At 57.8% G+C, this 25,957-nt stretch carries 21 protein-coding genes, 1 tRNA gene and 2 pseudogenes; 13 read left to right on the forward strand and 11 right to left on the reverse strand.

Going from position 1 to position 25,957, the window contains the following annotated elements; all coding sequences use genetic code 11:
- The 6 genes from BN1117_RS06525 to BN1117_RS06550 form a co-directional block, all read right to left on the reverse strand.
- Entirely contained in the window at window positions 1–636 is a 636-nt protein-coding gene (locus BN1117_RS06525) for an energy transducer TonB (RefSeq protein ID WP_040095852.1), read from the reverse strand.
- 15 nt (window positions 637–651) lie between these two features.
- Window positions 652–1,059 (reverse strand): ExbD/TolR family protein, encoded by a 408-nt coding sequence (locus BN1117_RS06530; protein ID WP_040095854.1) that lies wholly within the window; start codon window positions 1,057–1,059, stop codon window positions 652–654.
- 62 nt (window positions 1,060–1,121) lie between these two features.
- Entirely contained in the window at window positions 1,122–1,649 is a 528-nt protein-coding gene (locus BN1117_RS06535) for a MotA/TolQ/ExbB proton channel family protein (RefSeq protein WP_040095856.1), read from the reverse strand.
- A 10-nt stretch (window positions 1,650–1,659) separates the two neighbouring features.
- On the reverse strand, window positions 1,660–3,033 hold the full coding sequence (locus tag BN1117_RS06540) for a MotA/TolQ/ExbB proton channel family protein (RefSeq protein WP_040095858.1): 1,374 nt from the start codon (window positions 3,031–3,033) through the stop codon (window positions 1,660–1,662).
- Window positions 3,030–3,794, reverse strand: a complete 765-nt coding sequence (locus tag BN1117_RS06545; RefSeq protein WP_040095860.1) for a DUF3450 domain-containing protein — start codon at window positions 3,792–3,794, stop codon at window positions 3,030–3,032. Before BN1117_RS06545 ends, BN1117_RS06540 begins: the two co-directional genes overlap by 4 nt.
- Window positions 3,795–3,902: 108 nt before the next feature.
- Complete coding sequence (locus BN1117_RS06550) at window positions 3,903–6,428, reverse strand: TonB-dependent receptor plug domain-containing protein (RefSeq protein WP_040095862.1); 2,526 nt, start codon at window positions 6,426–6,428, stop codon at window positions 3,903–3,905.
- Between the two features lie 739 nt (window positions 6,429–7,167).
- On the opposite strand from BN1117_RS06550, the gene BN1117_RS06555 reads away from it, so the two are divergent.
- The 5 genes from BN1117_RS06555 (at window position 7,168) to BN1117_RS06575 (ending at window position 13,499) form a co-directional block, all read left to right on the forward strand.
- On the forward strand, window positions 7,168–8,193 hold the full coding sequence (locus tag BN1117_RS06555) for an ABC transporter permease subunit (protein ID WP_040095864.1): 1,026 nt from the start codon (window positions 7,168–7,170) through the stop codon (window positions 8,191–8,193).
- Between the two features lie 115 nt (window positions 8,194–8,308).
- Window positions 8,309–9,352: an ABC transporter permease gene (locus tag BN1117_RS06560; RefSeq protein WP_209435231.1), complete on the forward strand. Its 1,044-nt coding sequence runs from the start codon at window positions 8,309–8,311 to the stop codon at window positions 9,350–9,352.
- A 148-nt stretch (window positions 9,353–9,500) separates the two neighbouring features.
- Entirely contained in the window at window positions 9,501–11,318 is a 1,818-nt protein-coding gene (locus tag BN1117_RS06565; protein WP_040095867.1) for an extracellular solute-binding protein, read from the forward strand.
- Between the two features lie 31 nt (window positions 11,319–11,349).
- Window positions 11,350–12,471, forward strand: coding sequence for an ABC transporter ATP-binding protein (locus BN1117_RS06570; protein WP_040095869.1), 1,122 nt, complete (start codon window positions 11,350–11,352; stop codon window positions 12,469–12,471).
- Entirely contained in the window at window positions 12,468–13,499 is a 1,032-nt protein-coding gene (locus BN1117_RS06575) for an ABC transporter ATP-binding protein (RefSeq protein WP_040095870.1), read from the forward strand. The genes BN1117_RS06570 and BN1117_RS06575 overlap by 4 nt, the downstream gene beginning before the upstream one ends.
- A gap of 101 nt (window positions 13,500–13,600) precedes the next feature.
- Here the strand turns inward: BN1117_RS06575 and BN1117_RS06580 are convergent, their stop codons facing one another.
- Window positions 13,601–14,212: a DUF6198 family protein gene (locus tag BN1117_RS06580; RefSeq protein WP_040095872.1), complete on the reverse strand. Its 612-nt coding sequence runs from the start codon at window positions 14,210–14,212 to the stop codon at window positions 13,601–13,603.
- A gap of 427 nt (window positions 14,213–14,639) precedes the next feature.
- Between BN1117_RS06580 and BN1117_RS06585 the strand changes: the two genes are divergently transcribed.
- The 5 genes from BN1117_RS06585 (at window position 14,640) to BN1117_RS06605 (ending at window position 19,810) form a co-directional block, all read left to right on the forward strand.
- On the forward strand, window positions 14,640–15,239 hold the full coding sequence (locus tag BN1117_RS06585; RefSeq protein WP_040095874.1) for a DUF2076 domain-containing protein: 600 nt from the start codon (window positions 14,640–14,642) through the stop codon (window positions 15,237–15,239).
- 204 nt (window positions 15,240–15,443) lie between these two features.
- Window positions 15,444–15,632 (forward strand): hypothetical protein, encoded by a 189-nt coding sequence (locus BN1117_RS06590; RefSeq protein WP_040095876.1) that lies wholly within the window; start codon window positions 15,444–15,446, stop codon window positions 15,630–15,632.
- Between the two features lie 420 nt (window positions 15,633–16,052).
- Window positions 16,053–17,720, forward strand: coding sequence for an energy-dependent translational throttle protein EttA (gene ettA, locus BN1117_RS06595; protein ID WP_040095878.1), 1,668 nt, complete (start codon window positions 16,053–16,055; stop codon window positions 17,718–17,720).
- 159 nt (window positions 17,721–17,879) lie between these two features.
- Complete coding sequence (locus BN1117_RS06600) at window positions 17,880–18,209, forward strand: hypothetical protein (protein ID WP_040095879.1); 330 nt, start codon at window positions 17,880–17,882, stop codon at window positions 18,207–18,209.
- A gap of 263 nt (window positions 18,210–18,472) precedes the next feature.
- Window positions 18,473–19,810, forward strand: coding sequence for an NCS2 family permease (locus BN1117_RS06605; RefSeq protein ID WP_040095881.1), 1,338 nt, complete (start codon window positions 18,473–18,475; stop codon window positions 19,808–19,810).
- A 169-nt stretch (window positions 19,811–19,979) separates the two neighbouring features.
- Here the strand turns inward: BN1117_RS06605 and BN1117_RS20020 are convergent.
- From BN1117_RS20020 to gltX, 3 genes and pseudogenes are all read right to left on the reverse strand, one after another.
- Window positions 19,980–20,128: pseudogene (locus tag BN1117_RS20020) on the reverse strand (glutamate--tRNA ligase); the annotation flags it as partial.
- Window positions 20,129–20,269: 141 nt separating this feature from the next.
- A pseudogene (locus tag BN1117_RS20050) lies at window positions 20,270–20,400 on the reverse strand (glutamyl-tRNA synthetase); the annotation flags it as partial.
- 14 nt (window positions 20,401–20,414) lie between these two features.
- Window positions 20,415–21,830, reverse strand: a complete 1,416-nt coding sequence (gene gltX, locus BN1117_RS06625; RefSeq protein WP_040095885.1) for a glutamate--tRNA ligase — start codon at window positions 21,828–21,830, stop codon at window positions 20,415–20,417.
- 276 nt (window positions 21,831–22,106) lie between these two features.
- Here gltX and BN1117_RS06630 point away from each other — a divergent pair, with 276 nt between their 5' ends.
- The 3 genes from BN1117_RS06630 to BN1117_RS06640 all read left to right on the forward strand — a co-directional run bounded on the left by BN1117_RS06630 (window position 22,107) and on the right by BN1117_RS06640 (window position 25,460).
- Window positions 22,107–24,209, forward strand: coding sequence for a methyl-accepting chemotaxis protein (locus tag BN1117_RS06630; RefSeq protein ID WP_040095887.1), 2,103 nt, complete (start codon window positions 22,107–22,109; stop codon window positions 24,207–24,209).
- A gap of 99 nt (window positions 24,210–24,308) precedes the next feature.
- Window positions 24,309–24,977: a LysM-like peptidoglycan-binding domain-containing protein gene (locus BN1117_RS06635; RefSeq protein ID WP_040095889.1), complete on the forward strand. Its 669-nt coding sequence runs from the start codon at window positions 24,309–24,311 to the stop codon at window positions 24,975–24,977.
- 273 nt (window positions 24,978–25,250) lie between these two features.
- On the forward strand, window positions 25,251–25,460 hold the full coding sequence (locus tag BN1117_RS06640) for a cold-shock protein (RefSeq protein WP_040095890.1): 210 nt from the start codon (window positions 25,251–25,253) through the stop codon (window positions 25,458–25,460).
- A gap of 381 nt (window positions 25,461–25,841) precedes the next feature.
- Here the strand turns inward: BN1117_RS06640 and BN1117_RS06645 are convergent.
- A tRNA-Gly gene (locus BN1117_RS06645) sits at window positions 25,842–25,917 on the reverse strand.
- Between the last annotated feature and the right edge of the window lie 40 nt (window positions 25,918–25,957).

Below are 25,957 nucleotides of genomic sequence, written 5' to 3' on the forward strand. Positions count from 1 at the left end.
TTAGTTGACCGCGAACTCGATTTCTTGCTGCATCCGGCTGGCTTGCGCCTTGCCATCTATCATGGCCGGCTTAAAGGTCCATTTGGCGATGGTTTTGCGCGCCTCCTTGCCAAGGTCATAGCTGCGCGGCTCCTCCTTGACGATCCGCACATCGCTGACAGTGCCGCGCTCGGTCACCGTGAACTCCAACAACACCTTGCCTGAGGCAAGACCAGCCAACGCCGCCTTGCGCGGCATCATGGGCTCGAAGGTCGCCAGTGGAATGGCGCCGTTGTTGCCACCAGCACCGCCGCCACCGCTACCGGTGCTATAGGCGCCAAGAGCATTGCCACCTGCGATGTTGACCGGAATGTCGAGCTTGGGCATATCCATCGGGGCGCTCTCCATCCTCGGCCGATCTGTAGTCGCCACCTCCATCTCGGGAGGGGGTGGCGGACGCTTGGGCGGCGGTGGTTTGGGCAGCTCTCGCTGCTTCTCTTGCAGGGTTTCCTGAGGTTTGAGGCGAATAAAATCGACCATGCTGACCTCGTCTTTTTCCTGCAACTCACGCCTCTCCTGGTTGACCAGCTTGTTCATGCCCCAGAAGAGACCAAACACCACCAGAAATGCGGCGGCGAAAGATATCAGGTATCTCATTGGTGCCCCCTGGCATCAGCCATCATTATTGGCGGCGATAGAGATGTTCTGGACACCGGCCATGCGAATTTGATCCATGACCTGTACCACCACGCCGGAGCGGGATTCGATGTCGGCCTGGATCACCACGGCCCCCTCCGGGTTCTCGGCCCGCAGCCGCTCGATATTGGCACGAACCGCTCCCACTTCGACCATGCGCTTGTCGATCCAGACCTGTCCGTTCTCACGCACCGCGACCATAATGTTGCCTTTTTTGACCGTCTCGGCGGTATTGGCACTCGGGCGGTTGATCTCTACCCCTGCTTCCTTGACAAACGAGGTGGTAACGATGAAGAAGATCAGCATGATGAACACTATGTCCAGCATGGGGGTCATATCGATCGCCGCCTCGTCTGCGCTGCTTGCGCTGTAACGCTTTCTCATAGCAAATACTCCTTGCTTATATCGGGCGGGGAGAGGCTCCCCGCCAGCTATCTATCCCTGAGTTATCCGTGTTTCAGGCTGTCTTCCAGCTTGTCGACCGCCAGTCGCCCCTTGTGTTCAAGACGGCTGGCAAAAAACAGACCTGACAGGGAGGCCACCATGCCAGCCATGGTGGGAATGGTGGCCTTGGAGATACCGGATGCCATCGCTCTGGGGGAGCCGGTGCCGGTAATGGCCAGGGTATCGAACACCTGTACCATGCCGACCACGGTACCCAGCAGCCCCATCAAGGGGCAGAGGGCAATCAGCACCTTGATGATCGGCATCCCCTTGTTCACAGCCAGGGCCACCCGGGAAACCAGCTCGCGCCGGATCTGCTTGGCAGACCAGGAGAGGTGATCCTGGCGAGCAAGCCATGTCTGTTGGGTGCCTTTCGCCTGTTGCGGATAGATGGTCAGGAAATAGATCCAACGTTCCAGCAGCAGGGCCCACATCAGTAGAGTGAGGAAGAAGATGGCGACCAGCACATCTCCCCCCATTCCCAGGAAGCGGCGAATGGACTCCGCTTCTTCAATCAACCAGAACCACATGGGAGACTCCTTACGCTGCCGCTTTGGTGGCGTGCAGGCTTTCCTGGTAACGGGCCACAAAACCGGCACTCTGCTCTTCCAGTACCTGGATCAGACGGCGGCTCTGGGTCTGTACCAGGGTATAGAGGAACAGCATGGGCACCGCGACAACCAGACCTTGCATGGTGGTCACCAGCGCCTCGGAGATGCCGCCTGCCATCAGCTTGGGATCCCCGGTACCGAACAGGGTGATGGCCTGGAAGGTGGCGATCATGCCGACCACGGTACCGAGCAGACCCAGCAGTGGTGCGACCGACGCGATCAGCTTGATAATGCCGACCCCTTTCTCGAGGCGAGGTACGTTGCGCAGGATGATTTCATCCAGCTTGGAGGCCAGATCCTCGATGTTGTCGCCTTTGTGACTCTGATAGGCAACCAGCATGTCGGCCAGCGGATTACCCTTGATCACCTTGTCGGATTTGAGCTGCTTGCGCATGGCGCCGCCAATCAAGGAGAGACGCACCCCACAGAACAGAGCAATCAACACACCAATCACCCCGAGTGCCAGGATCACATAACCCACGGCGCCCCCCTGATCGATCCGCTCTTTGAGAGTGGGCGACTGCACCAGCAGCGAGAGGATGACACCCCGTGACGGGTCGACATAAATGGGCTTGAGGCTGTCACCCCCTTGCTCAAAGTCGGCGATGGGGGCCATGACCTTGCGGTCCGGTTGACGGGAGAGCTGCTCGAACTTGCCGGTTTCTGGCACAAAGTTCAGGTATTTCCCATCCAGGACAGTGTTGAACTCGCCGATCTGGGTGACGATCTTCTCGGCCTGATTGCCCTCCCCATAAACCACGGTCGCCGGGATCTGGCTCACCTTGCCGCCATCAACCATGCGGCTGAGGGTGGCCGCCCAGAATGCCTCCAACTCGTCACTGGAGGGCAACTCCTTGCTCTCTGCCAGCTTGGTCAGCAGCCCGGCTTGCTCCGGGTGCTGTATCCGCATCGGAGAAGCATTGAACACCCCCTTGAATTCACCGGCAAACTGACGCACGACGCCAAACATTTCGCCCATGTTGCCGGAACGCTGGCGCAGCACTTCGGTCAGCTCGGTCAGCTGCTTGTCATTGGCATCGAAGGTGGCCTTGAGCCGTTCCCCCTTGGCGGTTTCGGCAGCCAGATCGGCCTTGGCCTTGGCCAGCAATGCCCCTTGCTCGTTCTTGTCAGCCAGGAAGCGGGCTTCCCGCTCCTTGTTGAGTTGGGATTCGCTCAGGCTGGAGGCCTTGACCTGGTTGAGCAGCGCATTGAGATCCACCGGTTTTTCGGCGGCGGTCACCGGCAGGGTGACCAGGGTTGCTCCCGCAATCAGGGAAGCAATAGCAAGTTTGATTCCTTTCATGATGCTTTCTCCGCAGTTTGAACCGGCAGCTTGATCAGCGCAGGCGGTGCCTGCTTCTTGGCGATACGAAGGCCCTGTTCAACCGCACTGCGATACTCTTGTGGCAACACTTCCCACTGACGAGTCTGTTTGTTCCATACCCCTGTTTCCATGCCGTCCGGAGACTGGTAGAGCAGGGCGATGCGACCCACACGCAGGAATTCATAGGTTTTTTCGCTGCCATCCTTGTCCAGGCTCGCCTTGTAGGCCTCGATGGTGCGGCTGAAGCCCTCCTCGATCTGGTAAGCCTCCAGGATCTTGCGGTACTTCTCGGAGATGGTGACATCGGCCCGGTTCATCAGGTCGGTCAGGGCTGCTACGCGGTCCTCCCGTTCGACCTTCTGGAACGGCAGATCCAGTGACACAAACTGTTCAAGAGAATCGATCATCTTGAGCATCAGGGGCACCACTTCGGTGCTGGTCTGGTCAATCTGGGCGATCTGCTTTTGCATCGAGGCCAGTTCGCTGCTCTGGGACTCGACCATCTTGCTCACCTGCTCGTTGTAGGTGCGCAGACTGTCGACCTGACGCAGGGCAGCCTTGTATTGGGCCAGGGCGGACTCGGCAGATTCGGCATAGCTGTCGATCTTCTGCTGGGAAACTTTGGATGCGTTGTCGGTGGCGGCTTGTGCGTCCACGGCCTGACCGGCAGTGGCTGCACTGAGATTGAAGCTGGTCAACAAGGCGGCCGAAACCAGGCTGCCAAGGAGCGCTTTCTTCATTGTAATGGTCCTTGTCTTCATAGGATTACCCTATCTCCGTAACTTCCTTGGACGTTGGGCACAGCCGGCCCGACCGGGCCGGCTGAGGTTGTTTATCAACAGGGTTGATTAGAACTTCTGGGTGTAGTCGATGTAGTAGACGCGACCGTCGATGCTGTAGAGGTCTTCATCGTAGGTGAAGCCATCGTTTGACAGGGAAGGCCCACGGTTGAACATGTTCTTCACGCCGGTCTGGATCTTGCCATTCCAACTGGTGTCGACTGCCACGTTCAGGTTCCAGACTGTGCTCGAAGAGATATGGCCTACCTCTGCGTTATTCACGTAATCCTGGCTCTGGGAGTCGATGTAGTTGGTGCTCAGGTAGGTATCCAGATTCCACAGTTGCGGGAAGTTGGCACCGATACCGGAGTTGAGGCGCAAGTCGGGTCTTCCGTTCCAGCCCTTCTTGTCGATCATCGGACCGCCGGCAAACAGCCCCTCTTCATACTTCAGGATGTAAGTACCACCGAAGTCATAACGCAGGGTGAAGGTGTTGAAGTCATACTTGTAGTCCGCCTTGAAGTCGATACCACTCGTCTTGAGTTGCCCCAAGTTGACCATGCCAGCCTTGATCTCCTTGATAGTGCCGTTGGGCAGGCGGATCACGTTCGGGTTGCTGCCGTTATTCAGCTCTTGATAAATCTGAGTCTGCGCTGTGGCCAACTGGATCACGTCATCAATCTTGATGTTGTAGTAATCAAGCGACAGGTTCAGGTTGTCCAGCGGAGTGTAGGCAGTACCTATGGTAAAGGTATCTGCTGTCTCCTCTTTCAGATTTTTATTGGACTGGCGGGTAACGTCATACTGCCTCTCGGGACAGTTGGCAGTCCCAGTGGCATTACAGCGTACATAATCCTTGGCAAAATCTGCGGAGAACGAGTCTGCGGCATAGAGATCATCCAGCCCCGGCGCCCGGAACGACTGGGACCAGGAGGTACGGAACATCAGGTTATCCAGCGGCTGGTAACGCAGGCTCGCTTTGGGCGAGAAGGCATTGCCAAAATCGCTGTACTTGTCGTACCGACCGGCCAGGTTCAGCTCAACCTGCTCGGTGATGGGGATCAGGCTCTCGATATAGGTGGCAAACACATCGCGCACACCACCACCAGAGTTGCCGGATGAACCTATGACGTTACCCGCTTCAGATTGACTGTCATACTTATCGGAGTAAGTCCAGTCGTTATACTCGGCCCCCCAGTACCAACCAATTGGACCTGCTGGCAGTTCGCCCATTTCCCAGCCCAAGCCGCCATACCACTGGAAAAAGTCCATTTTGGAAGTACGGCCAGTATCATAAGAGAGCAAATCATTTACTGACTTATCAAACTCACCATTAGTGAACTTGCCATCTTTGATAGCATTACGGGCAGCACTTTTGAGGATATAACCGCTACCATCACTGGTATTTTCAGTCTTGGAGTACATGTAACCGGCGTTCCACTCCACATCCCCAACGGCTTCAGTAGGAAGTACCCCGTCAAAGCCCAGGTTCATGCTACCGGTAAAGTCGGTTACATCATTATCGCGGGGGCCAATATTATTGAATCGATAGAAGATGGCAGCCTGACCGCCGGTTATGCCATTAGCGGCCAACAACGCAGGGTCATCACTGACAAACGAACCCGCCGCTGGGGCAAAACGGCCAAAACTGGTCACCCGAGAACCAATCATTTGCGGCACAAAATCAACATTGTCATTGATGTGATAGCGGCCATTCACATAGACGGTATCGCGAGCGCGAGAGGCTGTTTTAGCGGCGACCTTGGCAAAGTCAAAGTTGCACAAGCCATCCTGTTCGACAAAGCCGGTCCCGACATCGGCGCAATTAATACCAGCGAGCTGCTTAAGCTCACCAGTGCTCAGGTCCATAATATTGCGCCCGGCCAGACTGGGGGATTTTGCCCCTTGCAGAGCCAGATAGTCACGGTCACGATAATAGATCACGTCCTTCTTATCGTGCTCGTAAACCATCATCAGGGAGCCTTTCTCCCCGTTGACACCCGCAACCACAGAGCCGCTCTTCTCATCACCGCCCTCTTCGGTTGGTGAGCCCATACGGCCCTGGAATGTCAGCCCTTCGAAACCCTCTTTGAGGACCACGTTGATAACACCGCCAATGGCATCAGAACCATAAAGCGCAGAACCACCGTCCAGGTTCACCTCTACTCGCTCAACGGCCGCCATAGGGATGGTGTTGAGGTTGATGGAAGTCCCGCCCATCGAGGGAGAGCCTGCAATGCGCTTGCCATTGAGCAGCACCAGTGTTCGAGCAGAGCCCAAACCACGCAGACCGACGGTAGCCTGCGATTGTGCTGAACTGCCGGAAGATGGGGAGAAACCACCAAAGGAGTTATAAGAGGCCTGTTTCAGATAATCCGCCACAGTCTGCTGACCAGACTGTTCAATCTGGGCTTTGCTGATGGAGACAACCGGGGTAGCCCCCTCCACGTCAACACGGGAGATGCGGGAACCAGTTACCTTGATTTTCTGCAGTTTTTCGACATTCTGCCCTTCTTCGGCAGATACGGATGGGGCCACTGCAAGGCTCGCCAAGGCGAACGCAATCGCAGCAGAAATTCTGCTCTTCCTAAGCATCGCTTATTCCTTCCTGGTTGTTTATTGTTTGCTTCCTGATACCGCCCACTTTGGAGCGATGTGTAAGGCTTATCAATCTTTTGCTAGTGGCGTCAATGGCGCAGGGCTGTGGCAAGGTCGGACGAAGAATAAGCGGAGTGTATTGATTTACAGCGGAAGATTTAGTGAATAGTTCTACAAAAACCCGACAACTCCATGTAAATATTTTGTTAAGCACTGTAATGAGCGCTGAATTGAAATTTAATGAACTTATTAGCCAGCGCGCTGTCTGACTATATATTATTTCAACCTACCCTCTCCAAAAAGAATAAAATACTAAAATAATGGGGGTTACCCCTGACCTAACTGTTCGGTTTCATAGATAGCGCCGTCGAGGTGATATCGTTTTCCTATCGTTAGGGAGTGCAATAAAAAACCATAAAACTCAACAACATACGAGCTTGCCGGGTTTTTAAAAAACTGATTTTTATATTTTATAAAATTATGTTGAGTGGCGGCATTTTGTTTTGATTTTCACTTTTCAGATAAAAAACATCATTTTGGGATGCTTTTTATCTCAGTGGGTCATTTATCCCAGTTTTCCATCTCCTTGTACTTGATTTTTGTTGCAGAGCTTTTACAGTGGCCAAGCGAATTGTCTGCTGTTTAGCAACCAATCCAGCGCGTAATGCCAGGAAGGATAGGCCCGTCATCGGATTTGACTGGCCGCAAAAAAGAACAACAAGGACGAGGTTCCACCATGCTGTCGTATTTCCTACGCCGGATGCTTCTGATCATCCCGACGTTTCTCGGTATCACCCTGCTCGTCTTCACCATCACCCGTTTTGTACCGGGTGGACCGGTCGAACGCATGCTACTGCAGGCCCAGGTGTCCCAGAATGACGCTGGCCGCTCCAGCGGCAGCAAGGGGGCGCAGGCCCTCTCCGATGAACAGATCGAGGAGCTCAAGGCCTTCTATGGCCTCGACAAGCCGATGCTGGTCGCCTATTGGGAGTGGTTGCAAAAATTGGTGGTACTGGATCTGGGCGAGTCGACCCGCTACTACGAACCGGTGTGGGAGCTGATCAAAGACAAGCTGCCCGTCACTGCCTTTTTCGGGCTAGCCACCTTTGTGCTAAGCTATCTGGTCTCCATCCCGCTCGGGGTGGCCAAGGCGCTCAAGCACAACAGCCGTTTCGATTCGTTGAGTTCCATGGCCATCTACATGGCCTACGCCCTGCCGGCCTATGTGGTGGGGATCTTCCTCATCACCGTCTTTGCCTTCCATCTGGAGTGGCTGCCAATGGGCGGTTTTCCGGGGGATGATTTTGAGTACATGGAGAACCGCTGGGAGCAGATCCGCACTGTCTTTGCCCACGCCCTGCTGCCGCTTATCGCCTACGCCATCGGTGATTTCGCCATCCTCACCATGACCATGAAAAACAGCCTGATGGAGAACCTGTCGGCCGATTATGTGCGTACCGCCGTGGCCAAGGGGCTGCCGTTTCGCAAGGCAGTCACCGACCACGCCATGCGCAACAGCCTGATCCCCATCGCCAGTCACTTGGGGTCTGTGCTCACCGTCTTCTTTGGCGGCTCCTTTCTCATCGAGACCATCTTCAACATCGACGGCATCGGCCTGCTCGGTTACGAGGCGATCGTCGAGCGGGATTACCCCACCGTCATGGGCATTCTGGCCATCACCTCCATGTTGATGCTGATTGGCAATATCGTCTCCGATATCTGCGTTGCCCTCGTTGACCCGCGCGTACGGTTTGGAGAGTGACCATGAACCAGACCTCTATTGCCATGCCGATGCTGATATCACGCCATATCGTCTCCGATATCTGCGTTGCACCCTCTGTTGATCCCCGCGTGCGGTTTGGAGAGTGAGTATGAACCTGAACCTGAATCCGGTAACGCTGAAAAAACTCAAGCGCTTCAAGTCGATCAAGCGTGGCTACTACTCCTTTGTTATTTTCACCTCCCTGGTTGTGCTCTCTCTGCTGGCGGAGCTCCTGGTCAACAGCCGGGCGCTGATGGTGAGCTACCAGGGCCAACTCTACTTTCCCACCTATGGTGATGTGATCCCCGGTCAGCAGTTCGGGCTCGATTACGAGTACGAGACCAACTACCGCCAGCTCAAGGCCAAGTTTGCCACAGAAGGCCAGGGCGACTGGGTGCTGCTGCCGCTGGTGCCCTGGAACCCCTATGAGCAGGATTTCAAGGAGGATGCCTACCCCCCTTACGCCCCCAGCGTGGCTGAACGCCACTTCCTCGGTACCGACATCAGTGGTCGTGACGTGCTGGCCAGGCTGGTCTACGGCTTTCGCATCGCCATCGGCTTTGCCTTTATCGCGCTGGCGGCCAGTTACGCCATCGGGGTCACCGTTGGCTGCATGATGGGCTTTCTCGGCGGCCGCTTTGATCTCATCTTGCAACGCTTTATCGAGATCTGGTCTCAGGTGCCGTTTCTCTACGTCATCATGATCCTGGTGTCGCTGGCCAAGCCCAACTTTGGCCTGTTTGTCGCCATCAACGTGTTGTTCGGCTGGATGGGGATCACCTGGTATATGCGCACCCTCACCTACAAGGAGCGGGCGCGGGACTATGTGATGGCGGCGCGGGCACAAGGGGCGACCACCGGGCGGATCATCTTCAACCACATCCTGCCCAACACCCTGATGATGATCGTCACCCTGGCGCCATTCGCCGTGGTGGGCAATATCTCGACCCTGACGGCACTCGACTATCTGGGCTTCGGGCTGGCACCGCCGACCCCGAGCTGGGGGGAGCTGCTCTCCCAGGGCATCAACAATCTGGATGCCATCTGGATCGTCAGCTCGGTGGTGGCAGCGGTGAGTCTGGTGCTGATCATGGTCTCCTTTATCGGTGAGGCGATCCGCGAGGCATTCGATCCGCGCAAATTTACCCGTTACCAATAAGCCAGCCGATGACAGCGCATCGGCAGGCGCCGGGTAACGAACAGTAATTAATGAGGACGGGCCGCCGCCATCGGCGGTCCCGGGAGCAAGGGATAATCCCGTTATCAATCAAGACCCCCAGTGCAGGGGCCAGACTTGGAAGTCAAACATGAAAAATAAAATCAAATGGATAGGTGCTCTCTTTGTGCTGGTAAACGGATCCTGGGTCTGGGCGGCCAGCCTGCCCGCGGATCTCAAATGGGAGACCAACGACACGGATCCTGTGTTCGCCTCCCCCAAGGCGCTGTCGGGCGGCAGCCTCAATATGTTTGTGGAGAGCTTTCCGCTGACGTTTCGCACCGTGGGGCCTGACTCCAACGGATCGTTCCGCTCCTTTATTCTCGATAACCAGTTGCGACTCATCAGCTTCCACCCCAATACCGGCAACCCCATCCCCTCGCTGGCTACCCACTGGGCCATCGCGCCAGACAGCCAGACCGTCTACTTCAAGCTGGATCCGCGAGCCAAATGGTCGGATGGCAAGCCGGTCAATGCCGATGACTACACCTTCGGCTACGAGATGATGCGCTCCAAACACATCAAGGGGCCCTGGTTCAACAACTACTACACCACTGAAGTGGTAGCGGTAGAGAAGATCGATGATCACACCATTATGGTCAAAGCGGGCAACCGCAAGGCCAAGATGGACCTGCTCAACACCACCGAGCTGTGGCCCCAGCCCAAGCACTACTATAAGCTGACCCCTAACTGGGTGAAGCAGTACAACTGGGCCGTGGTGCCCACCACAGGTCCCTACGTGATCAGCGACGTCAAGAAGGGCAAGTCGGTCACCTTCAGCAAGCAGAAGGATTGGTGGGCAAAAGACGATCGCTACAACCAGCACAGATTCAACATCGACACCATCAAGGTGCAGGTGATCCGCGACCACAACATCGCCTTCCGCCACTTCCTGAAAGGGGAGATCGATACCTTCGAGATGATCCTGCCCAACTGGTGGCATGAAAAAGCGGTCACCCCGGAGTACAAGAAGGGGTACGTGCAGAAGGTGATGGCCATGACCGACACCAAACAGGGCGGTCAGGGGGTGCACCTCAATGTGGCCAACCCCAAGCTGGCGGACGTAAACGTGCGCCTCGGCATCCAGCACGCCTTCAACATCGACAAGATGATCGAGACCGTGCTGCGCGGCGACTATGACAGAGCCACCACCTTTGACTCGGGCTTTGGCGAGTTCACTGACATCACGCTGCCGGAGCGGGCTTATGACATTGGCAAGGCGCGGGAGTACTTTGCCAAGGGTGGCTATAACAAGCCGGGGCCGGACGGCATCCTGCAAAATGAGAAGGGTGAGCGGCTGACGCTGGCGCTCACCTACACCAGTCAGGAGCACTCCAAGCGACTGACCGTGCTGAAAGAAGAGGCCAAGAAAGCGGGTCTGGATCTGGAGCTCAATCTGGTGGATGGCGCCACCGGCTTCAAGGTGATGCTGGAGAAGAAACACGAGGCGGCCTGGCTCGGTTGGGGCGGCGGCGGTCTCTATCCGCAATATTGGGAGTTTTTCCACTCCGCCAACGCCAACAAACCGCAGACCAACAACCTGTTCAACGTGGCTGACAAGGAGCTGGACGCGCTGATCGACGCCTACAACGTCGAATTCGACATGGCCAAACGGGCCAAGCTCTCCCAGCAGATCCAGCAGCGCATCTATGACCTCGCCATCTTCGTGCCCGGGGTGCAGCTCAACTATGTGCGGGCCAGCGGCTGGCGTTATGTGATGCTGCCGGACGTACCCGCCACCAAGAACACGCCGGATCTGCTCTACTGGCCGATGGACGGTTATCCTCACAGTAGCGGCGGTCTGCTCTGGCTCGATCCCAAGGTGAAGGAAGAGACCCGCAACGCCAAGGAGGCAGGGGAGGCGCTGGCGCCCATCAACCTGCTCGACAAGACCTATGCACGTCATTGATATTCAGGCCATTGCGAAGGGAGCAGCCGTTATGCCCAACACTCAGGCCCCCATTCTTGACGTAGCGGATAACGGAGTGGAGTTCGCCGCTGATAACGGCCAGCACCCAGCCTCGATCCTCGACGTAGCGGATAACGGAGTGGAGTTCGCCGTTGATAACGGCCAGCATCCAGCACCAATCCTCGAAGTGCGCGATCTTGAGGTGGAGTTCGCCGTCGATGACGGCAAGATCAAGGTGCTCGACGGGGTCAGCTTCAAGGTGGCCCCGGGCCAGACGCTGGGGATCGTCGGCGAGTCCGGCTGTGGCAAGAGCGTTACCTCGCTCGCCATCATGGGGCTATTGCCCAAGCCCCATGGTCAGGTAGTCGCCGGTTCCATCCGCTTTCAGGGGGAGGAGCTGTTGTCGCTTGCGCCGGATCAGATGTACAAGGTGCGCGGCAACCGCATCTCGATGATCTTTCAGGAGCCGATGACGGCCCTCAACCCGGTGCAGACGGTGGGGGAGCAGCTGATGGAGGTGTTTCGCCTCCATCGCCCCGAGTATGACAAGGCCCAGCGTAAAGCCGCGGCCATCGCCATGCTGCAGAAGGTGGGTATCCCGGAACCGGCCCAGCGCTTTGCGGTCTATCCCCACAACCTCTCCGGCGGCATGCGCCAGCGGGTGATGATCGCCATGGCCCTCTCCTGCGAGCCAGACCTGCTCATCTGCGACGAGCCGACCACGGCGCTGGATGTCACCATTCAGGCCCAGATCCTCGAACTGATGAAAGAGCTGCAGGCCCAGACCGGCATGGCCATCATCTTTATCACCCACGATCTCGGGGTCGTGGCTGAGCTGTGCGACGAAGTGGTGGTAATGTATGCCGGGCGGGCGGTAGAGCAGGCCGATGTGTTCGAGCTGTTTGACCACCCCCGTCACCCCTATACCCACGGCTTGATGAGCTCGATCCCGCGCCTGGAGGATGAGCCCAAGAGCCTGCTCAAGACCATCAAGGGACAGGTGCCAGCCCTGCACGAGATGCCCGCTGGCTGCCGCTTCTCCAACCGCTGCCCCCACGCGACCGATCTCTGTGTCAGCGCCATTCCGGCGGTGGAGCCACTAAACTCGCGCCACCATGTCGCCTGTCACTACTGGAAGGAGTTGACCCCATGAGCACTCTGTTATCGGTCAGGGATCTGAAACAGCACTTCCGGCTGGGAGGCGGGTTATTGCGCAAAAAATATACGGTTCACGCGGTGGATGGCATCAGCTTCGACCTGAAACAGGGGGAGACGCTGGGGCTGGTGGGTGAGTCGGGCTGTGGCAAGTCCACCCTTGGGCGCAGTCTGCTCAAGCTGTTCGAGCCGACCGCGGGCACCATCACCTTCGAGGGGCGCGATATCACCGCCCTCAGCCCGAAGGAGATGCGATCCCTGCGCCAGGAGATGCAGATGGTGTTTCAGGACCCTGCAGAATCCCTCAACAGCCGCCACACCGTGGGCCAGATTTTGGAGGAGCCCTTTATCATCCACGGTAAAGGCAACACTGAGCAGCGGCGCGGCTGGGTGCAGGAGTTGCTGGCAAAAGTGGGCCTGCCGGGCAGCGCGGTGGATCGCTACCCCCACGAGTTTTCCGGCGGTCAGCGCCAGCGCATCGGCATCGCCCGCGCCATCGCCCTCAAGCCCAAGCTGCTGGTGTGCGACGAGGCGGTCTCGGCCCTCGATGTCTCGGTGCAGTCGCAGATCGTCAACCTGCTGCTCAGCCTGCAGCGAGAGATGAACCTCTCCATCATCTTCATCGCCCACGATCTGTCGGTGGTCAAACACATCTCGGATCGCATTGCGGTGATGTATCTGGGACGGATCGTCGAACTGGCGGATGCCCAGTCGCTCTATCTGGCGCCGCGCCACCCTTACACCCAGGCGCTGATCTCCGCCATTCCGGTGCCGGACCCGCGCAGGCGCAGCCAGCGCATTTTGCTGACCGGCGATGTGCCCTCCCCCATCTCGCCGCCAAGCGGCTGCCACTTCCACCAGCGCTGCCCCCATGCGACCGAGTTGTGCAAAAGCAAGGCGCCAAGGCTTGAGGCGTGCGATGGGGCCCAGCATCAGGTGGCCTGCCACACTCCGCTCGCCGTCGGTGGTCACGCTATCAGCGGCAACCCTATAAGCGGCGACAGCAGGCTGGAGCAGGCGAGCTAGGCGAAGCGTTCAAGCATCAGGATAAAAACAGACGAGGCGGCCATCAGGCCGCCTCGTGCTATCGGGTCACGCTTGTCTTATCGTGTCACGGTTGCCGCTCGTCAGGCAATCTGGTAGCGGCCCGGCTTGTGGTTGAGTGTCAACACCAGATTACAGATAACCGCCGCCACGATGGAGAGCGCCAGGATCCAGGGCTGCACCACGAAAAACGAGGCGACAACAATGGCGCAATCGAGCCCCATCTGCAGCTTGCCCGCCCGGATGCCAAAGCGATCCTGAATAAAGAGCGCCAGAATGTTGAAGCCCCCCAGACTCGACTTGTGGCGAAACATAATGAGCAGGCCCATACCAATCAGGGTACCGCCGATCAGCGCCGCATAGAGGGGCTCTATCTTGCCGATCTGCAACACCCCGTTGAGGTGATCGGTCATGTAGGAGACCGCTGCCACCGAGACAAAGGTGTTGAAGGTAAAACGTGGCCCCATCCGCAGCCATGCCAACGCATAGAAAGGCAGATTGATGCCGAAAAACAGCAGGCCGAAGCTGATGCCGGTCAGCTGTTGCAGCAGCAGCGCCAGCCCGGCGGTACCGCCGGTGAGCAGGCCAACCTGATGAAACAGAAAGATGCCGAGGGAAACAAAGCCGGCCGCCGTCAGCAGGGCCAGCACATCCTCATAAATAGGATGGGCAGTGCGAATCGAGGTGTTGTCCATAACCTGTATCCAAGCGAAGTAAAGAGAGAGTGTCTGTCGCCCGCCGTTACGGGCGGGCTGCGAGCCCTGTCTACAGGGCTTCGTTATGGGGCCCAGTCTATTTTTTGTGAAAAGGATCACAACAGCCCGGCTGAACGCCCCATTCTGGTGCCTGTCATCTTGCATTGACACTCGCTGCACCAAGATGCGGCATACGGTCATTCCGCGCGCCTCAATAGCCGCCATTACCGCATCTGGCGACCTGATAATAATCAGATAGCTGCGTCGCCTCGAGTTGGTCTAGCGCCATCCCGGTGCCAGGCGCAAACCAGAGGAAAGGGTTAAAGGTCATGCCTCGGTCACCGATGAGTTAATCAGGTACCACTGGCTTGCTATGGGTTTTAGGATGGCTGAACGCACTGTCTGCGCACCATAGCGAGGATTTGAGATGCAACCACAGGAACAGGGTCTGATCGATGGGCTGTTCGACCGCCTCAAGCAAGCGCAAGCCAGAGATAACCAGCGAGACCAACAAGCGGATCAACTGATCCGGCAACATCTGGCACAGCAGCCCGATGCCCCCTACTACATGATCCAGGCGCTGCTGATCCAGCAGGCTGCCCTTACACGCCTCAATGAACGGGTCAAGGAGCTGGAAGCCAACCAGAGCGTCCCAAGTGGCGGCAGTTTTCTCTCCGGCCTGTTTGGTAGCGAAAGCAGCCCGCGCCTTACGCCGCCACCGGCAACTACTCCTGCCCAGCCAGCATCCCGTACCAGCTCCTTTTTGGGCGGCGCCCTGCAAACCGCCGCCGGGGTGGCCGGTGGCGTCATGCTGGCCGATATAATCGGCGGGCTGTTTCACAACAACCGGTCCGAGGAGATCATCGACATCATAGAGCCAGCGGCCATTGCCAATCCGGTCGATGCGGAACCGGTGCGCTGGAACGATTGGGATTCGCCCCCCGATGATGGCGGCAGTTTTCTCGACGATGATAGCCAGAGTGGTAGCTGGACCGACAGTGACGATAACAACGGCGGTTTCTTCTGACCGTCAAACCATTACTGGCCCCGCACCTGGCGGGGCCCAACTCGATACGAACCACATGACTATGGAAAGTGTGATGACACCAGGGATCGGCAGCGGCATGACGGGATATACTCACCTCGCTTCGTGCCACCCGGGAACAACTCCCGACCCCAGGCGCTCTGTCCGTGGCCACGCAACACCCCCATGACGACAAGGAGCCACCTCATGATCCGAACCCTTCTCCTGATTGGCGCCGCCATCGCGGCCTATGCCCTGACCCAGAGCCACTCTCTGCTGCCCCTGCTCAGCCTGCTGGCCCTGCTTTCGCTCTGGGTTGTCAGCGAAATTGGACTTATATATCGCCAGTTACCAGCCGCCCAACCAGACAAATCTACCTACCACTTGGATGTCTGAGTGTTTAAAGATCCTTATGCCAACGCTTCTTCATCTCACAAGGTCGATATCATGCACTCCACTCCCCCTTTTGGTTCAAACCTGATACTGCTTGCTTGCCTGCAAAGCGCCTCGCTGTGGGCACAATCCCCATGCCCAACTGGGGATGACTGCTCAACACTTAGTAACAACCAACCTGTCTCTGTTCTGGGTAGCAACGATGGCAACGGCGGCAACGGCAGCAACGGCAGCAACGGATAAATACCGCGGGTCAACAGACGTAACTGGGAAGGCAGTCGCGCCTTTGCCCCCCCCTACCCATTGGTTTACAATCGGAACGTTTTTTTGGAACCGGGTTGAGCTATCTCAACCCGGCCCCACCACGGCCTCAGTTTGTTAATGCAATGACATTAACCTGCTGAAAAGGAAGAGAATTAGCCAATGGCTCAATTTATTTACACCATGAACCGGGTCGGCAAGGTTGTGCCGCCCAAGCGTCATATTCTCAAGAACATCTCCCTCTCCTTCTTCCCGGGCGCCAAGATCGGCGTGCTGGGTCTGAACGGCGCCGGTAAATCGACCCTGCTGCGCATCATGGCTGGGCTAGATACCGAGATCGAAGGGGAAGCCCGTCCGCAGCCCGGCATCAAGATCGGCTACCTGCCCCAGGAGCCGAAGCTGGATCCGGAGCAGACCGTACGCGAAGCGGTCGAAGAGGCCGTTGGCGAGGTGAAGCGCGCCATGGCCCGTCTGGACGAGGTCTATGCGGCCTACGCCGACCCGGATGCCGACTTTGACAAGCTGGCCCGCGAACAGGGTGAGCTGGAAGCCATCATCCAGGCCCAGGGCGGCCACAACATGGAAAACCAGCTGGAGCGCGCGGCCGATGCCCTGCGCCTGCCGGCCTGGGATGCCAAGATCAAGCACCTCTCCGGTGGTGAGCGCCGCCGCGTGGCGCTCTGCCGTCTGCTGCTGGAAAAGCCGGACATGCTGCTGCTGGACGAACCGACCAACCACCTGGATGCAGAATCCGTGGCCTGGCTGGAGCGCTTCCTGCACGACTACGAAGGCACTGTTGTGGCCATCACCCACGACCGTTACTTCCTCGACAACGTGGCAGGTTGGATCCTGGAGCTGGACCGCGGCGAAGGTATCCCATGGGAAGGCAACTACTCCTCCTGGCTGGAGCAGAAGGACGCCCGTCTGGCCCAGGAAGCCAGTTCCGAAGCGGCCCGTCGCAAGTCCATCGAGAAAGAGCTGGAGTGGGTTCGCCAAAACCCGAAAGGCCGTCAGGCCAAGTCAAAGGCCCGTATGGCTCGCTTCGAAGAGCTCAATACCAACGACTACCAGAAGCGCAACGAGACCAACGAGCTGTTCATTCCGCCCGGACCGCGCCTCGGCGACAAGGTGGTGGAAGTGGCCAACCTGCGCAAATCCTACGGTGATCGGGTGCTGATCGACGATCTGTCGTTTGCCATTCCGAAGGGGGCTATCGTCGGCATCATCGGCCCGAACGGTGCCGGTAAATCGACCCTGTTCCGCATGATGTCGGGTCAGGAGCAGCCGGATTCCGGTGCCATCACGCTCGGTGAAACCGTGGTGCTGGCCTCTGTCGATCAGTTCCGCGACAGCATGGATGACAAGAAGACGGTATTCGAGGAAGTCGCTGACGGTCAGGATATCCTGCGCATCGGTAACTACGAGTTCCCGAGCCGCGCCTATATCGGCCGCTTCAACTTCAAGGGTTCCGACCAGCAGAAGCGGGTTGGCGAACTCTCCGGTGGTGAGCGTGGTCGTCTGCACCTGGCCAAGCTGCTGCAGACCGGCGGCAACGTGCTGCTGCTGGATGAACCGACCAACGATCTGGATATCGAAACCCTGCGCGCCCTCGAAAACGCCCTGCTGGAGTTCCCGGGTTGTGCTATGGTCATCTCCCACGACCGCTGGTTCCTCGACCGTATCGCCACTCACATCCTGGACTATCAGGACGAGGGCAAGATCGAGTTCTTCGAGGGTAACTTTACCGAGTACGAAGAGTGGAAGAAGAAGACCTACGGCGCCGAGGCTATCCAGCCCCATCGTGCCAAGTACAAGCGCATCACCAAATAACTTGTTAGTTCGGGGCGAGTGGCCATCCAACCGCACCACGCCAAATATAAGCGCATCGCCAAATAAGGCCGACTGCATATCGAGGGGAGCTTCTGCTCCCCTTTCTCTTGCCTTTGGGCTTACAATTCAAGACAGATCCCTTTGCATGGATGTAGCACGATGACGACCCCAATAGAGAAAAAACTCACCTTTCAAGTCCGGGTGGAACCGGGTTGCCTTGGGCCGGATGGCAAGGAGCACATAGAGACCTTCTGTGCCGCCGCCGCCAAAATGTTTGCCGCCGTAGAGCCCGAGCTGGTGAGCTGGGTGCTGATCCCCCGCTACGACAAACAGTTGCCGGAGCAGGAGTTCTTTATCGAGGGACGCAAACTGACCGAAGAGCAGGCCAGCCTGTTTCTGCGCCGCTTCGGCCACGAGCTGGGTGAAGTGCAAGACCGGCTCGATTCGGTGCTGGCCCAGCTGGTCGAGCGCTATTTCAAAACCCTGTAAGCCCCCAATTTTCGATAAACGGTTCTCTGCTGAGAACCTTTTTTTGCGCTCAAAAAGCAAACGTTTGAATTTTTACTCTATTGATTGATCTGCTTCGCAGATCCGGGGTTTGTAAACGGCGCCGCCTGTGTAAAAATGTGCGCGCTGTCACGGTATCGGGGAGGAGCTGGTCACTTAACCATCAAAAACAGGGCGCAGCCTCTGCATGGATGGAGTCACCTTCTCCCCTGCTGCCTATTTCACGTCACCTATTGGAATCCAACATGAATCAACCACACCAGGCATCGGCCGCCGGGCAGGGATTGCTTGAGCGCCTGTTTGCCCTGCAAGACCATGGCACCAATGCCCGCACCGAAGTGATCGCCGGCATCACCACCTTCCTGACCATGGTCTATATCGTGTTCGTCAACCCGCAGATCCTCTCTGCGGCCGGTATGGACACCCAGGCCGTGTTCGTCACCACCTGCCTCATTGCCGGTATCGGCAGCATCCTGATGGGCCTGTTGGCCAACCTGCCGATCGCCCTGGCCCCCGCCATGGGCCTCAACGCCTTCTTCGCCTTCGTGGTCGTCGCGGGCATGGGTTACTCCTGGCAAGTGGGCATGGGCACCATCTTCTGGGGCGCCATGGGTCTGTTAATCCTCACCCTGCTGCGAGTGCGCTACTGGCTCATCGCCAACATTCCGCTCACCCTGCGGGTTGGGATCACTGCCGGTATCGGCCTGCTGATCGCCCTGCTGGGTCTGCACAACGCCGGCATCGTGGTGGCCAGCCCTGCGACTATGGTGACCGTGGGCAACCTCACCTCCCTGCCCTGCCTGCTGGGGCTGCTCGGCTTCTTCCTGATCTGCATCTTCTCTGCCCGCGGCGTCCACTCCGCCGTGCTGATCGCCATCGTGGTCACTACCACGCTGGGCTGGCTGTTTGGCGATGTCACCTTCAAGGGCTTCGTCTCGATGCCCCCCAGCATCGAGCCGGTGTTTGGCCAGCTGGATCTGATGGGATCGCTCGATATCAGCCTGGCCGGGATCATCTTCTCCTTTATGCTGGTCAACCTGTTCGACTCTTCCGGCACCCTGATTGGCGTCACCAACCGCGCCAAACTGGCCGATGATCGCGGCCACTTCCCCCGCATGAAGCAGGCCCTGGTGGTTGACAGCGTCAGCTCGGTCGGCGGTGCCTTTATGGGGACCTCGTCCGTGACGGCTTATATCGAAAGCAGCTCAGGCGTCGCCGTTGGCGGCCGTACCGGCCTGACCGCCATCGTGGTCGGCCTGCTGTTCCTGCTGGCGATCTTCTTCTCCCCGGTGGCCGCCATGGTACCGGCCTATGCCGCTGCTGGCGCCCTTATCTATGTGGGCGTGCTGATGTGCTCCGAGCTGACCCGGGTGAAGTGGGAAGACCTGAGCGAAGCGGTTCCGGCCTTTATGACCGCGGTGATGATGCCGTTCAGTTTCTCCATCACCGAAGGGATCGCCGTGGGCTTTATCTCCTACTGCGTGATGAAGGCGGGCACCGGCCGCTGGCGTGAAATCAACCCCTGCGTACTGGTGGTGGCCCTGCTGTTTATGCTCAAGTTCGTCTGGGTCGATAGCCACTAACTCCGACTTTTGCCAACAAAAATGCCAGTCAACTGACTGGCATTTTTTTATCCAAAGTTTTTCGGCCTGTGCGCTGGCCATAAAAAATCCGAAACCAGTGGTTTCGGATTTTTTCTATTAAGCATGTGGCAGAGCAGGGTTATCCCCTCGCCTGCCTCATCGGCAGAACTTACTCGGCAGCCATGTGGGCTTCGATATAAGCCAGTGCGCGGTCGATACGCACCAGTACCCGCTCCTTGCCCACCAATGCCATCACGGCGTCAATGGCAGGGGGGATTAACCCAGAGCGGTGATGACGACCGACAACGTCAGACTTACTCCGCAGCCATGCGGGCTTCGATATAAGCCAGTGCGCGGTCGATACGCGCCAGTACACGCTCTTTGCCCACCAATGCCATCACGGCGTCAATGGCAGGGGGGATTAACCCAGAGCGGTGATGACGACCGACAACGTCAGGCTTACTCCGCAGCCATACGGGCTTCGATATAAGCCAGTGCGCGGTCAATACGGGCCAGTACCCGCTCCTTGCCCACCAATGCCATCACGGCGTCAATGGCAGGGGGGATTAACCCAGAGCGGTGATGACGACCGACAACGTCAGGCTTACTCGGCAGCCATACGGGCTTCGATATAAGCCAGTGCGCGGTCGATACGGGCCAGTACCCGCTCCTTGCCCACCAATGCCATCACGGCGTCGATGGCAGGGGACTGACCCAGACCTGTCACGGCTACGCGAAGCGGCATACCCACCTTGCCCATGCCCTGGCCCAGCTCGGCGGCAGTGGCTTCAATCAGCTCGTGCAACGCTTCAGTGGTCCAGCTATCCAGGGCTGCCAGCTTGGTTTTGGCCAGAGCCAGCGGCTCGGCAGCGACGCCACGCAGGTGCTTCTTGGCGGCCGCCTCGTCAATCGCTTCGTACTCTTCGAACAGGTAGCGGCTCTGGGCAGCCATCTCGACCAGGGTGTTGCAGCGCTCGGCCAGCAGGGTGACCACGTCGGCCAGGGCCGGACCCTTGCTGGTGTCGATCTGCTGGTTTTCCATGTGCCATGCCAGATGCTTGGCAACGTAAGTCGGATCCAGGCTGCGCATATAGTGGTTGTTCAGCCACAGCAGCTTGTCGGTGTTGAAGGCAGAGGCAGACTTGGAGATGGCATCCAGACTGAACAGCTTGATCATCTCGTCCAGGGTGAAGATCTCCTGATCGCCGTGGGACCAGCCCAGACGTACCAGATAGTTCAGCAGCGCTTCCGGCAGGTAGCCGTCGTCGCGGTACTGCATCACGGAAACGGCACCGTGGCGCTTGGAGAGCTTGGCGCCGTCGTCACCCAGGATCATGGAGACGTGGGCAAACTCCGGCACCGGCGCGTTCAGCGCCTTGTAGATGTTGATCTGGCGCGGGGTGTTGTTGATGTGGTCTTCACCACGCACCACATGGGTGATCTCCATATCCCAGTCATCGACCACGACGCAGAAGTTGTAGGTCGGCGCGCCGTCGGTACGGCGGATAATCAGATCGTCGAGCTCAGTGTTGGCGAACTCGATGCGGCCACGAACGTGGTCATCGAACACCACAGAACCTTCGGTCGGGTTGCGGAAGCGAATCACGTGCGGCGCATCGGCCGGGTGATCGTGGGCGTGGTCGCGGCACTTGCCGTCATAACGGGGCTTCTCGCCATTGGCCATCTGACCTTCACGCAGCGCTTCCAGACGCTCCTTGGAGCAGTAGCACTTGTAGGCACGGCCATCGGCCAGCATCTCGTCGATCAGCCCGTTGTAGCGATCGAAGCGCTTGGTCTGGTAGTAGGGGCCCTCATCCCAATTAAGCTCCAGCCATTCCATGCCCTCAATGATGGCATCGATGGCCTCCTGGGTGGAACGTTCCAGATCGGTATCCTCGATACGCAGCACGAACTCACCGCCCTGGTTCTTTGCAAACAACCAGGAATAGAGTGCGGTACGGGCACCGCCGACATGCAAAAAGCCGGTCGGGCTGGGAGCAAAACGGGTTTTGACTTTCATCTTTAAGCCTTGTGTAGAGAGGGCCTTGGGCCAATACGTTAAAAAACCGACGCATTTTAGCACCGACTCTCACGGATGGGAAAACCATGACGTCATTGCGGGCTAAAGTCGGGGATTAAATTCAGAGCAAAACGACTTGCCACCCGATATTTGAAGAGGATCGCAAAACCGTTATCGCATTTCCGATTTGCTATGCACAGCGCTGGAGAGCTGCCTCCTCCTGCCGATATCCAAACAACTCTCAACGCTCCACGCAACAAGAACAAGGAAGAGACGATGCAGTTCCGTTCAATCCAGACCCGAATACTGGTCATGGCCGGGATCGCCATGACGACAGCCCTGGTTATCCTGATCCTGCTCAACCAATACTCGGGTCAACAGACCCAGAAGCTGACCATCAGCTCCAGCCGCGCCGCCCTGCAGCAGGAGGCATGGCAGAAGGTCAGTGCCAACGCCCGCGCCGAAGCGGCCACCATCACCCAGCTGCTGCAAAAGGGGCTCTCCTACACCCAGCAGATGGCCAGTATGTTTGCTCAACAGCAACAGGGTAAGCTGCCGTTGGATCGCCAACAGGCGACCGACCTGCTCAAGGCACAGCTCGCGCTGGAATCCCAGCTCTATGGCGCCTTCGCTGGCTTCGAGCCCAACGGTTTCGACGGTGAGGATGCCACTTTCGCTGGCCAAAGTGCGCTGGGCAGTGACGATCAAGGGCGCTTCGTCCCCTATTTTTATCGCGACCAGGATCAGATCGGCACCGACCTGCTGCTCTCCATCGAGAAAACCAACCCGGATGAATTCGGTAATCCCGCCAACGACTACTACGCCTGCCCGAAACAGGAAGGTCGCTCTTGTCTCATCGACCCCTTCAAGGTGGATATCAACGGCCAGCAGGTACTGGTCAGCACTATCACCACCCCCATCATGGTTAATGGCCAGTTTCGGGGAATTGCAGCACTCGATCTGGCAGTGGACTCCATCAGTCGTCAGGCCAAGAGCCTCAACAGCAATATCTATGATGGCCAGGGGGAGACCCTGATCGTCAGCGCTGCCGGCGTCATCACCGGCACCAGTGGGGATGCCAGCCTGCTTGGCAGCAGCGCGGTGAAGGTGCTGGGTAACCAGTGGCAACAGTACCTGAAACCGGAAGTTCAACGTCAGGAACTTGACGAATCGTTCCGTATTTCCGTCCCTATCATAGTGCCGGGAATGAGCCGCAACTGGGCCATCATCGTCACCCTGCCCTACAAGGTGGTACTGGCGGGGGCTGATCAGCTGGAAAGCCAGCTCAATGAGATGAACCGGGCCGCGGTGACCCAACAGCTGGTCGGTGCCTTTATCGTGCTGGTGCTGGCGCTGGCGACCATGCTGGTGATTGCCCGCAGCATCACAGGCCCGATCCGTCAGATGGTCAGCCTGGTGGATGACATCGCCGATGGCGAAGGGGATCTCACCAAACGCCTCAATACCCGCTCGGTGGATGAACTGGGGGATCTGGCCAAGGGGATCAACCGCTTTATCGACAAACTGCAGGGCTTGCTCGGGGATGTGTTGAAAACAGCCAGCGAGGTGAACCGCCACGCGGGGGATACCGACCGCATCGCCGGCCAGACCGACAACAACCTGCAGCACCATCAGGCGGAGATGGAACAGATGCTGACCGCAGTACAGGAGATGTCCTACGTCAGCCAGGAGGTCGCCACCCATGCCAACAACACCGCCGACTCGGCCAAGCAGGCGCAGAGCGCCGCAGACCAGGGCAAGGAGCGCTTCCAGCGAGTGATCCAGTCGATGCACAAGGTGGCAGCTGAAGCCGGTAAAGGGGCCGAAGTGGTCGAAGGGCTGGCCCATGACAGCGAGCAGATCACCAGCATTCTCACCGTGATCCAGGGCATTGCCGATCAGACCAACCTGCTGGCCCTCAACGCCGCCATCGAGGCAGCACGGGCCGGTGAGCAGGGACGTGGCTTTGCGGTGGTGGCCGATGAGGTGCGCAAACTGGCGGGCAATACCCAACAGGCGGTACAGAACACCCAGGAGCTGATCGAGAAGATCCGCCTGAGCTCGACCAATGCGGTCAATGCCATCACCCAGAGCCAGCAGTTGACCCATCAGGCGGTAGGCGAAGCCGACTTGGCGGAAGAGGCGCTTGGTAGCATCTATCAGGCTATCTCCACCATCAATGACATGACCTACCAGATCGCCTCCGCCGCCGAAGAGCAGAGCTCGGTCTCCGAAACCGTCTCCGGCAATCTGTCAAAAACCAATACACTGGCCAACGACATTGCTCAGGATGCGACCGAAACGGCCAACGCCAGTCAGGCATTGCGTCAGGCTGCTGACAAATTGCAGCAATTATTGGGTCAATTCCGTCTCCGCTGATAATTTTCCGCATCAGGACTCTCCCCCTCGGGGGCGAGTCCGTTTACCATAGGAGACGAATTTGCCTGATGGCAGGCAATGTAGTGAGAGGTAAATGCCGTGCCCACCCCGGACCGTCGCCCACGAGGCCATAACAGACGAGCCCAGCAGCGTCGCCAAGACGAATCACAAGGATCCCTGCTCCATCGCATCAATGCCGCGACCCTGTCCCTGCGCCAACGTTTTGGTCAAGGACTGAACAACCTGGGCCAACGCCGCCAGGATGCCAAAGCAGGCAAATTCAAGCTGTCCAGCCCGCTGCCCCGCAACAACACCATAGGTCTGTTGATCCTGATCCCGCTCTGGTTGCTGGTGCTGGCCTGGGAGCCGGCGCCATCCGCCCCCAAGGCAGCCCCTTCCGGCTCGCTGGACGTGCCGCTGGCTGTGCCTGCTCAAGCTCTAACTGTCGGTAATGGCGCGGCTGGCAGTGCGCCCGCGGCAGCCAAACCGGTCGAAGAGAAGGTCAACGGCACCTGGCTGCAACACGAGGTGCAGGCGGGTGAGACCCTCTACTCCATCTGGCGTAAATTCGAGTTGCCGGGTGCCGAGCTGAGCCGCCTGATCGCCATCGAGGGGCCGGATCGCCCCCTGACCCGCCTGCAATCGGGCCGCTCTATCTTCATCCTGGTGGACGACAGCCGCCGCATCCAGCGGGTGGAGGTCCGTTCCTACGGTCAGGCGGTCTACCGCTACGACCGGCAAGGGGAAGGGTTCGCCCTCAAGGAATAACAAAAACGGGAGGCGCTAGCCTCCCGTTTTCCATTCAACTCCTTTCCAAATAAGCCACTGACTTCACAATATTTTTAGCTTGTTCAAAAAACGAAAGGGGTCAAATTGACAAGGATCTGCGCTAACGTACAATCGTTTGTGCTTTAGACAGGGATTGTTCTACGTGCTACTGGGACAAAGAGACGTGGTCAGTCATGAGCCAACCCCTGCTTGCAAGGCAAATGCTGCCCAGCACGGGCTTAGTTTCATTTTGTTATTGATAGGATTTTGCACATGTCTGACATTCGCACCGGCCAGGTAAAATGGTTCAACGAAACCAAGGGTTTTGGCTTTATTGAGCAATCTCAGGGTCCGGACGTATTCGTTCACTTCTCCTCCATCCAGAGCGCAGGCTTCAAGACCCTGGCTGAAGGTCAGAAAGTTCAGTTCACTGTGACCCAGGGCAAAAAAGGCCCTCAGGCTGAGAACGTTACTCTGGTCTAAGCCCACGCCAGTGAATCATGCAGGAGGAGCCAAGGCTCCTCCTCTTTTTGCCCGCCATTCTCGCCTCCCACCACCTGTTACAACCACTTGCCTCGTACAACCCGCACCATAGCCGACACCCCCTTCCTGTTTGCAGAAAAGGTGGTAGATATGCGCTGAGTAAACGCCAGATACGACAAGTCATCGCAGCGCGATGTGATGGGCAATTCAAAGGGATTATGAGGACTTCGAAGAGAGATTGGAGCGGGAAACGAGACTCGAACTCGCGACCCCAGCCTTGGCAAGCGCGGATCATGCTCTACCAACAGAATGTGGCTGCGATTGTATGGAAAAACTGAATTCGTGAGCTTGGGGGGAAAGATACTGAATTTGAAGAGAGATTGGAGCGGGAAACGAGACTCGAACTCGCGACCCCGACCTTGGCAAGGTCGTGCTCTACCAACTGAGCTATTCCCGCAACGGAATGTCATTTACAAATGTTTGGAGCGGGAAACGAG

Origin of the sequence: Aeromonas australiensis (assembly GCF_000819725.1) — a bacterium.
GTDB classification, from domain to species: Bacteria; Pseudomonadota; Gammaproteobacteria; order Enterobacterales; family Aeromonadaceae; genus Aeromonas; species Aeromonas australiensis.